The organism is Gimesia chilikensis (assembly GCF_007744075.1).
Classification (GTDB): Bacteria; Planctomycetota; Planctomycetia; order Planctomycetales; family Planctomycetaceae; genus Gimesia; species Gimesia chilikensis_A.
The window spans coordinates 811,465-827,837 of sequence record NZ_CP036266.1; the positions used below are offsets into that span (position 1 = coordinate 811,465).

The 16,373-nt window shown below is 53.0% G+C and carries 1 protein-coding gene; it reads right to left on the reverse strand.

The genetic code is table 11. The features are described from left to right. Nucleotides 1-93: 93 nt before the first annotated feature. Nucleotides 94-16,335, reverse strand: coding sequence for a Calx-beta domain-containing protein (locus tag HG66A1_RS03195; protein WP_197996957.1), 16,242 nt, complete (start codon nt 16,333-16,335; stop codon nt 94-96). Between the last annotated feature and the right edge of the window lie 38 nt (nt 16,336-16,373).

Consider the following 16,373-nt stretch of genomic DNA (forward strand, 5'->3'; position numbering starts at 1 on the left):
ACGCCAGGCATTTGCCTATGAAATAAAAAAAGAGAGGTGGAGCTTTCGCTCACACCTCTCCGTCTCTCATTATTCCAGTTGACAGGCGACTGCTTAGATCAGCGGACCTGACCAGTCTGCGAAGAGGTCATCCACTTCTTCGCCTGCGGTTTCCAGTTCGAAGCCGGCGTTCAGATCCTGGTTATCTTCGAATTCGAAGCCAAGGTCATATCCGTCTGATTCGAGACTCTCGAAGTCGTTGGTCAGCAGCTGATCTGTCTCGTAAGAGTTATCGAGCAGCGAACCAACCAGTTGATCCAGTCCGCTGGACTGATCCAGGTTCAGTACCGAATCCTGTACGGTCAGCGAAGTGTAACCCCAGTCCGAAGCTGTTTCGACGGTTGTTGGCTCGGAGGCCGGCTCCAGTGCAGGTGCGGGAGCAACCCCGACAGACTGCTTGGTGCGAGTGGTTGCAGCCGGAGCATCAACCACAGGTGCTGAGGTCATCAGCGGAGTCGGATCGAGTCCAGCACCAGTCAACGGAGCTGACAGTGGACTGATTACGGCTCCTGCGGCGTCTGCATAGGCAGCCTGCAGGATGCGAACATCAAGGGTTGAGATCGACTTCCGAACCGAGGGGTCGAGGAATTCGCCCATGAGGTCATCCGGATAGAAGTTCTCATCGATGTGCAGGCCGTCGTCGGTCAGCGGTGCAATCAGATCCCAGCTGACAAACTGAACCTGGCCGGAACCGCTGGTTTCAACATGGTCAGCATAGGCAGAGTAGCCCGTCGTGAAGCCGGCTGCGTGACCGATTTCATGCAGCAGGACGGTATACAGGTCGTAGTGTCCGTCGGCGGCAGAACCGGAGATCGCTTCTCCATTGCTGTCGAAGGAGAGCCCTTCGATGGACGAGTACCAGCCGAGGCCGGCAGCATCGTCGTCGATGTAAACGCGTCCCTTGACGGGAATCCCGTTTTCGTCGAGTTCCAGGATATGCCCTTCACCCAGTTGCTGACCACCCAGGTCGGTAACCACGACCTGAACTGACAGGTTCTGGTTTCCGGTAGCGGTCTTCCATTCGTCAACAGCGGCGTTGATCAGGTCATTCAGTGAGTCATCCCCGTCTGTGGTGATGGAGGAACCATACCATTCCTGCGGGAAGTTTGGCGGGAAGATGACCGACTGACCGCTGGCTTTGGAACGGTTGTAGTTCGTTGCCAGGAAGGTCAGGTCCTTGAAGTTGATCTGGCCGCTCTTGTCGAAGTCGAGTGACCAGGCCAGCCCGGAGGAGGCGTTGACCACGGACGTTCCATAGAAGGATGAGAACTTGAGCAGGTCCTTGAAGTCGATGACACCACTGTCATCCAGGTCAAACGGGACAGCCCACAGATCGGTGGTCGGTGCAGTCGCCACTGATGCGGTCACAGCACCGGTACCTGCCACATCCAGTTGAGCGTTGATCACGCGGATGCCCAGGTTGTGAGGTCCGAGGAAGCCGGCGACGGTATCGATGGCAACGCCATCATCGGCCAGCGATTCAAACTTCACGCGGGCCAGCAGGACCTGCTTGCTGGACCCCAGTGTGCCCACGCCGTTCTGACCGCTGATGCCCGATACGATGCCGGTCTGGTCATCGATGCTGGACGAAGTGCTGTTCCCGAATGCAGAACCGAATTCGATGGCGGTCGCAGTAAAGAAGTCGGTGTTGTATTCCAGGTCAAACGAACCGCCGGTGATACCGGAGCCGTCTGTGGTGGTACCCCAGACTTCAACCCAGAAACTGTCCCATTCATCAACCCAATCTTCGCTTTCCGGTACGGAACCGGTTTCGCCGTTCGCATCAGTCGTTGTCTGTGATTTCACGATCGAAGTACTGATGGTGGTATTGGGAGAAGCAGTTCCCGTCAATGGCGGGCCGGAGGGATCCAGGATCGTTCCCGTCGCGGTAGTCGAGGGGAAGAATTCCAGAATCTGCAGACCGCTGAAGGTGTCAGCAACGAATGCCAGGGTGCCGTTCACAAACAGGCTGCGGGCACTGCTGGGCGTATCAAATGTGTTGATCAGGATCGGGCTGGTCGGATTCGTAATATCAACCACTTGCAGGCCGGTAGCTCCATCTGCCACATAGGCAAAGTTGCCATCAACCTGGACACCCGTGGCGACGCCAGGAGTATTCAGTGTACCCACGATTGAGGCGGTGGCGGGGGTTGAGATGTCAATCACCTGCAGACCGCCTTCACGGTTCGCTACAAAGGCGTAGTTTCCGACAACATCCAGTCCAATCGCGGCTCCGCCCGGAGTCAGAACATTTTTGATCAGGGTGGGGTTGGATGAGTCTGTGACGTTGACAATCTGCAGCCCGTTATTTCCATCGGTGAGGTAGGCGACGTTGCCAATGACTTCCACACCACCTGCCAGACCGCCGGGAGTGGAAACTCCAAAGCTTCCCAGAATAGAGGGAGCGGCCGGGTTGGTGACATCAACGATCTGCAGACCGCCACCGTTTCCACTGTCGTCTGCGACATAGGCCAGGTTACCGATGACCTGGACGCCGCGGGCACGGGCGGGTGTGGCGATACTGCCGACGAAGACCGGAGCAGCCGGGTTCGCAATGTTGATGATCTGCAGTCCTGCTTCACCAACCGCCAGGTAAGCCAGGTTGCCGACTACATCGATCGCCTGGGCGATGCCCTGGTTGTTGAAGTCAAACTCACCAACATGGAAAGGAGCAGCCGGGTTGGCAATGTTATAGATCTGCAGGCCGCCATCGCGGTCTGCCACATAAGCGTAGTTACCGACAACATCCACGGCGACTGCAGCGTCAGAAGTGGCGACACTGCTGAGCGACTCGACACTGGTCAGGAAGACGGCACGTCCATTTGGAACCAGATTGTCCAGGATCACCTCGAACGTTTCCGGGCTTTCGGTGAAGATATCGTTGAACACAGTGATGTTCAGCGGAACCTGCGTCACGCCGGGGCCGAAGGTCAGAGTCTGGCCAGAGATTCCCTGGTAGTCATTCGGGGAAGTGGCTGTTCCGTCGATGGTTGAAGCATCCACGGTAATCGCAACGTCGACCGGGTTAGACAGCTGGACGAGGAACTGGAACGGACTGTGGTTTTCGGTGTCGATGACTGGAGTGATCGACAGTTTCGCGGAGTCGTTATCCCGGATGTGTCCCTGGTCGGTTCCGTTAATGATCGAAACATTGCGAAGGGCAGCGTCCAGGTTGGCCAGAATGGTGGAGAAGAACTCATCGCCTTCCACGAGATTGTCATCATTGACGGTGATCGTGAAGTTCTGAGTCAGGGCACCATTCGGGGTGAAGTTCAGGATGATGGGAGCGAGAGGATCGACGGCGTTGTAGTCGCTGTCGGTGACCAGTCCCGTACCATGCTGGGTGTAGACTTCAACGGAAACATTCGAATCGACCGGATTCGAGAGAGTCGCGGTGAAGACAAAGTTCCCTTCGGATTCCAGCTTGGAGACGTTGTTGATTGTGACGGTCGCTGAGTCATCATTGATGATCGTACCCGCTGCAGGCAGTCCCAGTGTGACGTTGCGTCCTGACGCATTCAGATTGGTTGCGATGACATTGAAGAGTTCGTCCAGTTCGACTTTTTTGTCCTGGGCAATCTGCACGGTAAATGTCTGCTGTCCGGGGACAACGTCGGAGTTGGGAGAACCCAGGAATGTATACAGCTGGTTCAGCACAGGAATGTAGTCGTTGTCTGCCACCGTAGCTGTATTGTCCAGGGTGGAGAGGAAGAAGCTGACATTCGTGTCGATCGCTTTGGAAATATTCACATTGAAAGTGATATCGGTAGTGCCGGTACCACTGCCTTCATTAACACCGCCGGAGATGACAGGATCAACCGTGATGATTGCCGAGTCATTGTTGCGAATGATACCGGTGGCGTCTGCCCCCAGAGTAATTCGGGAGTCGAGCCCGTTGGCATTCAGGTTGTCGATGAACACATTGAAGAGTTCATCCAGTTCCACTTTCTCGTCAGGAGTAATGGTAACGGTGAAGGCCTGAGCACTGGGGACATTGTCGGTGTCCGGAGTACCCGTGAAGGTGAAGCTCTGGGTTTTGAATTTGTAGTCATCATCCAGCGACTCATCGGTGGCAATTCCGGAACCGGCGGGTAACGGAGGAGTACCGTCTTTCGTCGTCAGATCGAAACCAACATCGACTGCAATCGCATTCGAGATGTAGACGTTAAATGTGACCGAGCCCGCTTCTTCGTCGACAAAGACATCGTTGTTGACAAAGGAGATGAACGCGGTGTCCAGATCCTTAATTGTAACATCAGCTGGACCGTCCAGGTTGATTCTGCTGTCCAGGCCGTTGGCAGACAGACTGTCCATCAGAACGTTGAAGATTTCATCCAACTCCAGTTTGTCGTCATTGGTAATGTTAACGACAAAGGTCTTGACTCCAGGAACCACATCGGTGTCAGGTGTTCCCAGGAAGGTGAAGGTCTGACGATCGGATGAGTAGTCGTCATCGATTAGCTCGTCAGTGGCAGTTCCATCCTGTGTGAACAGATCAAAGCTCACATTTTCTGCAATCGCTTTGTCAATCTGAACGGTCAACAGTGCAATCGCCCCTGCCTGCTCATTGACGGTGATACTGCTGTTGAGGAAGGTGATGTTGGCGGTGTCCAGTTCATCCGTAATTGTTGCCTGTGCCCAGTTATTGGAATCAGGCTCAGTGATGGGATGGGACAGCGTGATCTTGGAATCGAGGCCATTGGCTGCCAGTTGACTCATGAAGACATTGAAGACTTCATCCAGTTCCAGCTTGTCGTCGTTGTTGATTGTGATGACAAAATTCTGAATCCCGGTAACCAGGTCTGCGTCTGCAGATCCCGCAAAGGTGAACTGTTCCGTTTTCGCTGTGTAGTCGTTGTCGGCAACTGTCGCATTGCGATCCACGCTGGAGGTGCCGTCAGCGGTCGAAACATAGAAACTGACATCTTTCGCGAGAGTAATCGCTCCGCCGGAACCATCGTCGATCTGAATATTAAACGTGACAGTGGCACCATCGTCTTCCGTTACATTCAGGTCATCGGAAACAAAACTGATGACGGCAGTGTCTTCATCGGTGATGGTCACCTGTGCCGGATTACTTACGGGGGAACCCAGAGTGATCTTGGATTCCAGTCCGCCAGCGGTCAGGCTGTTCATGTAAAGATTGAAGATTTCATCCAGTTCCAGCTTGTTATCGTCGGTGATGAAGACCTGGAAAGTCTGGTCAGCAGCCGGCGTGATGGAGTTGGTGAAAGTGACCAGTTCATTGACACTGGTGTAATCGTCGTCAGTGTTTTCGTCACTGGCGTTGTCGACTACGAGAGATGTTCCATCAGCTGAAGTGACAAAGAACTGGACATCATTCTCAACCGCGTTGGAGATATGCACCGTATATTCGACATAGCCGGTGGCAACATCTTCCGCGACGGTCAGATCGGTCTCAACGAAGGTGATTGTAGCAGTGTCATTATCCACAATCGTGATCGTTGTCTGATCGTAAACCGTCAGTGTTCCACCCAGCCCGTCATCGATGAGGCCGTCGGTCTTGGTACCATTGTCGACAGTGTCAATCGTCAGAGTGAATTGTTCATCCAGCTCAACGATATCATCATTGAAAATGGTAAACACAACTTCTGCCGTCAGCTCATTGGCAGCGAATGTGACCTGTGCCGGTGGTGGGGTGGTGAAGTCAATTCCTTCGGTATCTCCGGCTCCGAACAGAAGGTCGACGGTGGTTTCCAGACCAATCTTATCCCGCTCCAGCTCAACGGTAACGGTAGTCGTACCATCTTCATTCAAGCTGTAGGTAGGGGTGTTGAAGAAGACTTCAGGCAATGCTGTTACCACGATGTCGATCACATCGGTGTCTGTCTGAGAGGGATCGCCAAAGAAGTTGCCGTTATCATCAGTGGTCATCGTCAGTGAAGCGGTCGCTCCCGCGAAGGTTGAACCATCTGTCGGTGTCGACAGCGGTGTCCACGATACTCCATCCAAGGCCGTGTTGACATCTTCGATCAGACCGGTGATTTCCAGGAAATAGCTGGTGCCATCATCGGTAAGATTGATGGTGACGTTGCTGGTGTTGGGGCCTGCAGCCAGTTTACCTTCGGTCATCAGCGTCGACAGAGTGACCGTGACCATCCCGTCTGTGGCAGGAGAAGTCGGGATTCCCTGGGTGCCGAGGAAGGAGTCCTGGTCGGTAACCGTCAGGGCATTTCCGTTGGCAGCCGAGAACACGACCGAGAACCCGGGATCTGTCGTCACTGTGACATTCGGTGAATCCGGAATCGGCGTAGCGTCGAAGTGGTTGATCGGCGGTGCATTCACGCCATCGCTGACCAGAATCGTGAAGGATGTCGAACCATCCGTCTGGTTCGGCTGCAACACATTTCCTGCAAGGTCTTTGACCGCGTTCGTAGTCGAATTATCAACATCAATCGTATAGAGCGTGTCCATTCCAAAGACACCGGCGATGGATGTGAAGATGACTTCGTCAGTGTTGCGGTTGTAGCTGAAGATGTAATCCAGACCTTCTTCCAGCGTGCGTGTAGAAGTGCTTGTCCGGGCAGTCAGAGTGAACTGCAGCGAATTCACCAGGCTATCGTCAATGCCGATGCCCGAATCTTTCAGTTTCACAATCATCGTTGTGAACAGCTCGGGGTTGGTGATGTAAACTGCGTTGGGGTCGCTGTTCTGATCTACGCCGTCGACATCATTATCTTCGGGTAACGAGATAATCGCAGTCGGGCCGACAAAGTCAGCTCGTTCAATCGCTCCGCGGTCCTTGAAGATGTTGGAACCTAAGCCAGGAGGCGGAGTTTGGGTCGGGTCGTCAACGCGTAACTGCCCGAACGCATCATAAGTCGGAGCAAAGATATCCGAGTTGGGCATCCCGATAGAGTCTTTGACGTTTACGAAATCAGGTCGATCGGCCAGACTGTTTAAAGAACTGTCGATGGCCTGGCTGTTGTCTGCGAGGTAGTAATTTCCTTTGGATGGATTCACAAACAGAGGATCATTGGCTCCCAGCTGGATCGAATTCGTTCCAGCGGTTCCAATCGCGGTGTTACCTTTGAAGACGTTAGCACCGACAACGTTCGGAATGCCCCCGGATGACTGCAGGTCGATCGCTGTAGAAGTGTTTGCAACAATATTGTTCAGAATGGTTGTCGTCGCATAATTTTCGACGAGGATCCCTTGGCCGGCTGCCCCCACTGCGATCTGACCAATCAGATCGGCTGTCATCGTGTTGAAGAAATTGGTGGGGTCGAGCAGGAAGTTGTTGATGTCAAAGAGCTGACCGCCGGTCGAGGTGGCGAAAGTACCATACGTGCTGGCCGTGTTAAAGAATAACGGATCTGCAATCGCATAGAATAATGAGTTCGTTGATAGCAGAGCAGCCTGGGCATCAATTGCGGCTTGCGTGGTGCTGTCGTCATCTTCGTTAGTGAGAAGAATTGGGACGATGCGGGAACCTGGTCGGTAGTTGAACGTTGTAGGGCCAGCATCAGGATCAAAGAGATTCAGGGCTTCCAGGATGGCATCACTGCCGCGTTCGGTAGCTCCCGTAATGGGAATTGTCAGGAACGGGCTTCCGGGAGCAGTAAACGTGGCGAAGTCCACAATATCCTGTACCTGCGTCGGATCATCACTGAAACCGACAGGGCTAGGCATCAAAACGAGTCCGTACTGGGCATCAATGCCTGCTGCCTGCATCTGTGAGTTAAAGTTGAGCAATTGCGCCTGTACGTTCGCAATCGCCGGTCCCATACTGCCCGAAATATCGATTATGAACACCACGTCAATTTGAGCCGAAGACTGTGTGACGGTGACGTTGGCCCCGGACAGGGTGTTATTAACGACCTTCGTGTAGGAAACTGCTGCCGGGTTGTTTTGAGTGCTGCTGTTCGCATCGCCACTCACACGGATACCACCGAGTCCGTTAGTGAACTCAGTGACCACGTTGTTCTGAATGGTCACACCCGGAGCGAAGCCGAGGCCCCCATTGAAGAAGTCATTCAGTTCCGGAACGTTAATCACGCCCCCAGCCTGAGAACGGGCACTCACACCGCCGTTGGGCCCAGCTGCAACAGATTCACGCTGGCCGGCATCAATGTTGATGCCATATTCGGAAGCACTGGAGATCGAGTTGGATTCAATCGAAATATGACCCTGTTGACGAGCCAGATTCCGATCGCCCTGCTGACCATTCAGAAAGTCCGAAGGCACTGTAGCTTCCACTTCCCGAATGAGCCGGTCATTGGTGTCGAACTGGGTAGAGATTGTCAGGTCAGGTAATTGACCATTGGGCGGTGCTGCGTATTCCGTTCCACGTCGGATTTCCAACTGATACCCACCCGAGAGAAGCTGAGTAGGCGCACCAAACGTCGGATTTTGAGGCAGGTTGAAGAAGGCCGTCTGATCAGCCTGCGCTCCCGTGACCATTTCCCCACGCTCTGCGAAACCGATGATGATGTCATCGATATAGAACCCTTCAAAATTATTATTCTGTGCCTGGCGGTTGCCGTCCGGATCTCCGAACAGGTCTCCCGGCAATAAGCTTGACAGTGAAGAATCATTGGCACTGGCTAAAATCGAGCTTTCATCCAACACCAGGAATGTGGGGGCTTCCAGCATTTCACCTAGGGAGACCAGTCCCTCTGTTTGTGAGTCTGGTGCCTGTAGCGGATATGTATCTGCAGCTCCCAGATCGACATCATAGCCCAGGTCTGCCAGGCTGCCGATGGTGATCGTGCTGATGGGCATATTTACCCCCGCAGGTTCGGCGTATCCGGTCATCAGTTCTGTGTCCAGATCTGACTCACGCCAGTGAGAACCAAAGGTGCCTGAACCACCTGTATTTGCTACAGGAATGTCTGGCAGGCTGGTACCCAGTAGAGCATTGTATTGAGTGACCCCTTCCGTACCAGTATAGCGCGGATCTGATGTACCAAGGTCTGTAACCAGTCCCAGATCATCCCAGATCGTCCCAATGCCGAGCACGTGACCCATTTCGTGCAGGATTACATCGAAGAGTCGACCACTGGCTTCCATATCCGCAATGTCAGCACTGTCGAACTGCATGATCCCGGAGGAAGGAATGAAGGTTCCTGGCCGAACCGATGTCGGTCCCGCCTGTCCCAGAATTCCACCGACACCATCAATGGAAGGAGCGGTTGCTTCGATGACAAGATCGTCAACAATGCCATAACCCATACTGCTCAGATCAACATCGGGAACATCGCCCTGGATAATCTGGCTCCAGCGATAAGCTGCCTGCTGGAAAACAGCCTGTTGGCTGGCAGTCAGACTTGAGTCCGTAAAGAGTACATCGATCTGATAATCAGAGACTGGAGGCGTAATGGGTGACGAGGTTGTTACATTCTCACCCTCTACTGTGCCGGACGTGCTGAAATCAAATCTGAGCTGCAGAGTGGCATCCCCGGCATAATTACTCAGGTCAATGCGGGCCTGCCGCCAGACACCGGAGTTATCAAACATTTCCTGAACTTGTTGATTCGCGTTTCCAACCCCTTCTCTCTCAGAAACGGTGAGGTAGGAAGACAACTCTCCCGAATTCGGATTTGTGGCAGGCGCTAAGGTTGAGTTATTGGTCGCCAGTTCTTCCCAGGTGGTACCGCCATCATTGGTGATATAAACGCGAGCTGCATCTCGCATGTTGCCGGTAATGGAGTTGGCATTCTCTGTTTCCAGGAAGTAGTTAAAGTAGAGGGTCGGCAGGTCGGTACCGTTGTAGCCTGCCAGACTGAATTCCCCGGAAACCAGAGAGCCATGCGCACCGCCAGCGATATTGTAGTTATCGCCGATGTTCGGGTTGGTCGAGAGGTCGCGCTGGAAGTCAGAATCCAGGACGCCGTACTGCGCATTCGGCTCATAATCGATGTAATCGTTGGTGGATGAGTTATTAACGAGCCATTGCTCAAAGCCAAAGTAGAAACTGGCTCCCCCTTGCTGTTCGCTCTGTTCCAGACCATTCGGGAAGGTGTCGCGGTCATTGCCTCCGACATCAGTTCGAGTTTGATCAAATGTGTTATTGATCCCGTGTCCGGAATCGGTGTTCCGCCGAAATGTGGGATGCCAGAGATTAAAGTCCAGCGGTGAGAAGGCTAGGCCAGTTATTCCGGACGCCCCGACGTTAATGAAGTTTCCCCCACCATTAAAGATATTGATGGTCCCTAATGCCGGATCATCAATTGTAGACAGAAGGCTGCCTGTCGCGGGATCGATGCAGTAGAGGTTTCCTGTATTCGTAATGCCAAACAGATAATTTTGGAAGGCACCATTGTTCAGATTCTGGGGCGCTGCAGTAAGACCCTGCAAGGTACCACTGATTTGTCCGGATAAGTCAACAGCAGTAACATTGTTTACGTCACGTCTCCCCCAGCTTCTGTCGGTAAATGTAATTGTTAGCAGATAGTTATCGTCAGTGACAGCGTAGAGGATACTCTGACTTGCTGATGCATTGATGCCACGGAAAGACATTCCCGTTATGTTACCGTAACCGGTGATATCGCCGATAACAGTGAAAGTATTACGCGGATCGGTCGTGTCAGTTGAACTGGTCCAACGGTTGTCACCTGCATCACCATTCGCCGGATTCGCCTGATAGAGTGTGGTATTCGCCCCATCATTAACGGCATAGAAGAGATTATAGGTGGCAACGCCAATTCTCTGGAATGCCAGGGCGCCCACACTGTCAGAGTTTATCTGGACGGGATCAGTTGCACCTGTATTGGGAATACTGGGGATGCCGTCATTATTGGATGAAATTGTGCCGGCGTTACCGGGGTCAATTTCCCGATAACGACCAACGGTATTACCGACACCACTCAAACTTTCGTAGCTGAAGAGACGACCGTCTGAACGAATCGTAATATCAGCGGTGTTATCGTTACCCCCCGTAGAGAGTGCGCCGACATCAATAGTCGCATTGGCCCCTGGATATAATTCAGCGACGCGACCATCGTAAGGGTCCACGATCCGGAGGCGATCATTCTGCGAAACGTAGAGATTTACGTCTTCCAACGTGAAAGCAGTGACATTAGTCGACAGCGTGGTTTCATTCGAAATATCAAAGATGCTGCTGGTGGTGGGGGGGACGACATAAGTCGAGCCGGCAAGCGAATTGCCGGACGTATATCCACTGAAACCGATATGATCTTCAACAATGCGTTGGACGGAACTGACCGGCTCCAGACGGATTTGAGAGTTTAATGCGCCAGAGACAAAGGTTGCATTCATAGCTTGTGGCAGACGGGCATTGGATGAAATCGCAACGTGATAGCGGAATGTGCTGCCGGGAGTTGCAGAAGGCAGTTGCACGGTGCCAATGTACGGATCCAGTTTCCCGAAGCTCCCCGCAGCCAGATTTTCGGTATCACCGTCGGCCTGGTCATCTTGAATGTCCGAATCGCGGCTGACCAGAATCAGGCGCCCCTGATCGTCGAAGACGGAGAGCGTAGTATCGCCACGGGATAATCCATCGGCGTAATCGATGTCAAAGATGGCGGCAAAGGTTTTACCACCGTCGCTACGACCTCCGATGACTTGAACCAGGTCGTAACCCATTTCGAAAGTGTACCAGTCGACATCAGACCCGTTGGACAGGGAACCGGATACCGAAAGCGTATTGCGATCGCTGGTCAGCAGGTTCCCCAGGCCCTGGGCGTTGTCGATTGATTCGTTATTCGCAGTTTTTTCAGAGGATTCACCCAGCAGAGGCGAATGGGCTGGTTGACCAAGTACCTCGACCCCATTAGTGGGATAGCGGATATCTGCATAACGGACGGTAGAACCAGGTTTCTCATCAACCTGTCTCAAGCGAACCTGTAGCTGGTATTGTCCCGATGTCTGGCCGCCTTCCAGGTTGGCTTCATCGCCGGCGACCGGTTGACTGCGTACCCGGATAAAGAAGGTACCGGTAGCACCCGCAGGACCAGGTAGGACGACGCTGAAACCGGCGTCGTTGATGTTCTGAGAATAAAAGTCTCCCAGGAGATATTCATCCTGCAGGAGAGACTGTGCATCCCCACTGAGCGTCAAATCGTCAAACGAATTGAGTGAGCGGGCCAATACATTCCCGTAGAGATCCACCAGTTCGACCATGGTATCCAGCGCGGAAGAGGTCCGATCGATGTCGATCCAGATACGGGTTCCTGCGGTTCCTGTGAAGCTGTAAACATCAACATCGTCCGGTGCGTCGGCACTGATATTACCATGAACGTTAAAGCCCAGGGCGCGATTCTCGTCTCCACTGATTTCATCCGGGGCCAGGATTCCCAGATTTTGAGCGAAGCCGGGGTTGCTGTTGGTGTCGACCCCACCTGTATTATTGCCTTCAGTTTCAAAACGTTCTACGACGTTCCGATCATTGCTGTAGCGGTCCAGCCGGATACTGCGCCAGTCACCTGCGGAAGGGGTGGAGGCATCTCCGTCATTGTTGGTGTCAGTCTGGGGGAGACCGGCGGGAGTGAAACTGGCTCCGGCTGTATCATCTGCCAGCGATGTCAGAATTACAGGGAAGCCAGGCTGTCCAATGATCTGGACGGTGCCGCCGATTCGATCTTCGATGTCAAGTGGTACACCATCAGCGGTGAAGCCGGCATCCGCGCCGTCCAGTTTGACTACCAGGCCTTCATCGAGGTTGCTCTGCAGACGAATGCCACTGAAGGTATGGTGCTGGAGAACCTGAATCTCTCCCCGCAGGATATGCACGATATCAGTGTCATCCCAGACGGTTTCCGTATCGAGCAGAGCCTCGCGGACTTCCATACCGTTCAGACCGTTGTTTTCCATCCGGTTCAGACGAACCAGGGCACCATGGTTATCCGTGTATTGTGTATACGCTTCGGTGAAGCCCGTTGATCGTCCGTAGTCACCCTTGAACTTGTAATTGAGCGAGTTCGCATCAATGCTGACAACAGTTCCCTCATTGTCGCGGAAAATGTTGTCGACAATAATTGGTTGGGCGCCACGCACAAAAATTGTAGCATCATCATTCGATCCACGACCATTGCGGCTGGATCCAGTCTGACCGCTGGCGTTATTTTCCAGAATGCTGTTGGAGATACGAAATTCAGCCTGATGAACTTCGATGGCGTTAAAGTTGGCAAAGCCCCCTTCAATCGGAATCAGACCACCGGCGTTAGTGATCAATGCGTGATCGATGCTTCCGGAAGAAGCTGCATTAAAGATGATGCCGCCCCAGTTGCCGGGGCCATAAGGCAGGTTCGCCGGATCTGATGTATCAAAACCGTCATTCGATGTATCAAACGTCGTGCCTGCGCCGTAACGGTCATCGCTGAGTGAGGTAAAGATGATCGGGTTGGCTTCGGTACCTTCTGCAATTAACTGAGCACTGCCACGCTCCGCTTCAATACGTGCACCAGACAGTTTGATCACAGTACCCGGATCGATTTTCAGACGTCCATTGATTGTCGGATTGCCACTCTCATCCATCTGTCCCCCGGGGGCCCCGTAAATCTGCAGATTTTCAGTGATGACGTGAGTGATCTTGTCATTGAAAATGGCAGGCACATCCAGTTTGTTAATCGTGCTGCCATAAGGGGTGTTGATGCGAACAAACAGTCCGTTCACCGAGTTGTTTGCAATATGGTTATCGAAGATCTCCAGTCCATGCCGGTCCATGACGAACGAGCCGTTGGTAAATTGACTGTCTTCGAAACTACGTGGATCAGCGGAGATGGCGGAGTCGGCACTGAAAGCGATTGTATTCTGCCAGATAGTGGGACGGGCAGATTCAGCATGGATAGCAGAAAAGACCTGCTGAACCGAGTTTACAAACACACTGCCCCCACCATAGCTGATGTTGGCATTGTTGACCGAGTTCAGAAAGATCCCCTGATCTTCGAGGCCGGAGTCATCGCGGAAAACAATGCCCCCCCAGTCGCCCGGATTGGCACCATCACTCAAGCCATCGTCATCGCCGCCGATCGCATCATTGCCAAAGGCTGTCAGGTAGACCTGATTTTCAGTCGTCCCCAGAATCTGGAGCGCACCCTGGCTGCGATCATCCTGCAGGTTATTCGATCCCACATCGATATTAGCCCTTTGCAGTTTGATGATCACGCCTTCATCGACCATGACCGTAACATCTTTGGGAATATTAAATGTCGCCCCATCTTCAAGTGGCTGGAAGCTGTCAGTCAGACCGACGAGATAGGCATCATTGTCAGCGAGCGTACTGATGTCACCGTCAACTCCGCCATTGCCGACAATGCGGACAATCTTTGCTGTCGCGCTATTCCCCGCGGCAAGCAGGGCATCGTCGATATTGGCGTAGGGGTTCGACAGGCTACCATCTGCGGGGCCTGCTGACTGAGTCGCTTTGTCGACGAAGATGGTCTCACCTGACTGGAACCAGAAGTCAAATACACCACCGGGTGTCCCATCGGCGTCTCCATCCAGAGCTACGCCTGTGGAATCCACCATGAACGTGTTCGCCATGGGATCTGGGGTGAAGTTGATGTCCAGCGAGTACAGGCCATCGGTCCGCCCGCCGTAGCCGGAATCAGCTACATTCGGATCGAAATCAATGTTCCCGACGCTGGTGACCGCCAGATAGTAATTACCGGCTTCCAGTTCCAGATCCAGAAACGCATCTTCACCGAAGAAATCGTCATTCCGGGCGATGATTTCGCGGACTCCGGGTGAAGTTTCCCGGTATAGAGTCAGCACGCTGTCCAGAAAACTCTTGGTAGGCAGACGATCGGCAGTGATTTCTGCAGTGAATCGACCTGCGGTTGCTAACTCAAACTTGTGAAGGTCAATATCATTGGCGAGAGCAGGATGAATGCGGTTGATGTGAGTAATGTCAAAATTTGAGGGGAAGATCGGCTCGCCTGTTATGGTACCGCCGACATCTCCACCGGAGGACCCCATGACCGAGGGGAGGTCGTATGAGTGACCTAAGCCCAGTGTGTGTCCAATTTCATGAAACGCGGTACCGAACCAGCTCCCCCCATAGGGACTGTCACCCCAGTCGAGCGCGCCATTCATAATGGCCATGCCTCCACCGGCGATCCCCCCCACGGCTAATGGTGGAGTGCCTGGGTCGAGAACACGGATGTCACCAGTTACGATGGCAGTACCACTATTTGCGGTTTCCTGAACTTCGATCCCAGTGAGGAAACTGTAGAGTTCGTAAATTTCGCGAGTACGCTGCTTTTGATTTTCCGTAATTTCGTTATACAGTGGATTACCATACAAATCATTCCCATAGAAGTCTGGGAAATAAAATTGAATTGTAGGAATTGCTGACGGAGCCGAGGGTGTTGTACCAGTCGCGTTTGATTCAATGTGTTGCTCAATCGTAATTTCGCGGTGACCGGGTTCGTCATTCCCGCCAGGTAATTGTGGCTGCAAAACAGACTGCGGTTGAATCTCTCCATTTACCTGGATGGTCTGCGTTCCCAGAACACCGAGGTCTGCATTTGCATCAGCTTCATCAAAGCTGGAATTCACATCGCCAACAGCTACCACGCTGGCGGTAGTGAAATCAGGCGTATTGGATTCGCCGATTCGTAAATGGTAGGTACCATCTGCGATATCGGCGGCGAAGGTCAGCGTGGCTTTATTCGTAGCAGAATCATAAATCACACTGTCAGGATTGATGAGTGTATTCGACGATGTATCAATCAACTGATAGAACTGGACGTTTTCTGCAGACGCCTGATCCAGGGTATCTGCATTAAAGTAGACGTCGATCTGATCCTTGGCCTGGGTCAGGCTGCCTGTTCCACCACCAGAGACAGGCTGGGGGACAACTGCAACTACTTTCGCGCCAAGGTCCAGTTCGAAATCGATGACCTGATCCACGCCGTCCTGAAATGCTTCATCATTCTGATTCAGTAACGGATTTGCGCCGGTTCCCAGAATCGTGATCTGGTAATGATCATCGGGCAATGATTCTGCAAAGCGGAGAATCACTTCATTCGGATTTTCGCCAATGCCGATGTAGCCGGGAGTAATGGGAACTTCGTTGCCGTCTGTGAAAGTTCCGTCCAGGCCGCTGCGGACAATCTGAATGGCGCCCAGAGTATCAGGGTTAATCTGTTGGCCGGGTGTGAATTTGAAAGTGAGCTCTGAGGGGGCCTGGTTATAAACCTCTCCATCAGTCAGCGAGAGATCGATGTTCGGCTCGATATTGACGAGCGAAGCACCAGCCAGCAGCGTACGATCTTCTAACTGTTCCGCTGTGGAGTAAGTACTGACATAACTGCGAAGTTTCTCACGACTTTGTCGTTTTTTTTGACCTCTGCGAAGACAGTTCAGCAAAGAAATTGGTCGGCGAAGATATGACACGAAGGATGGAC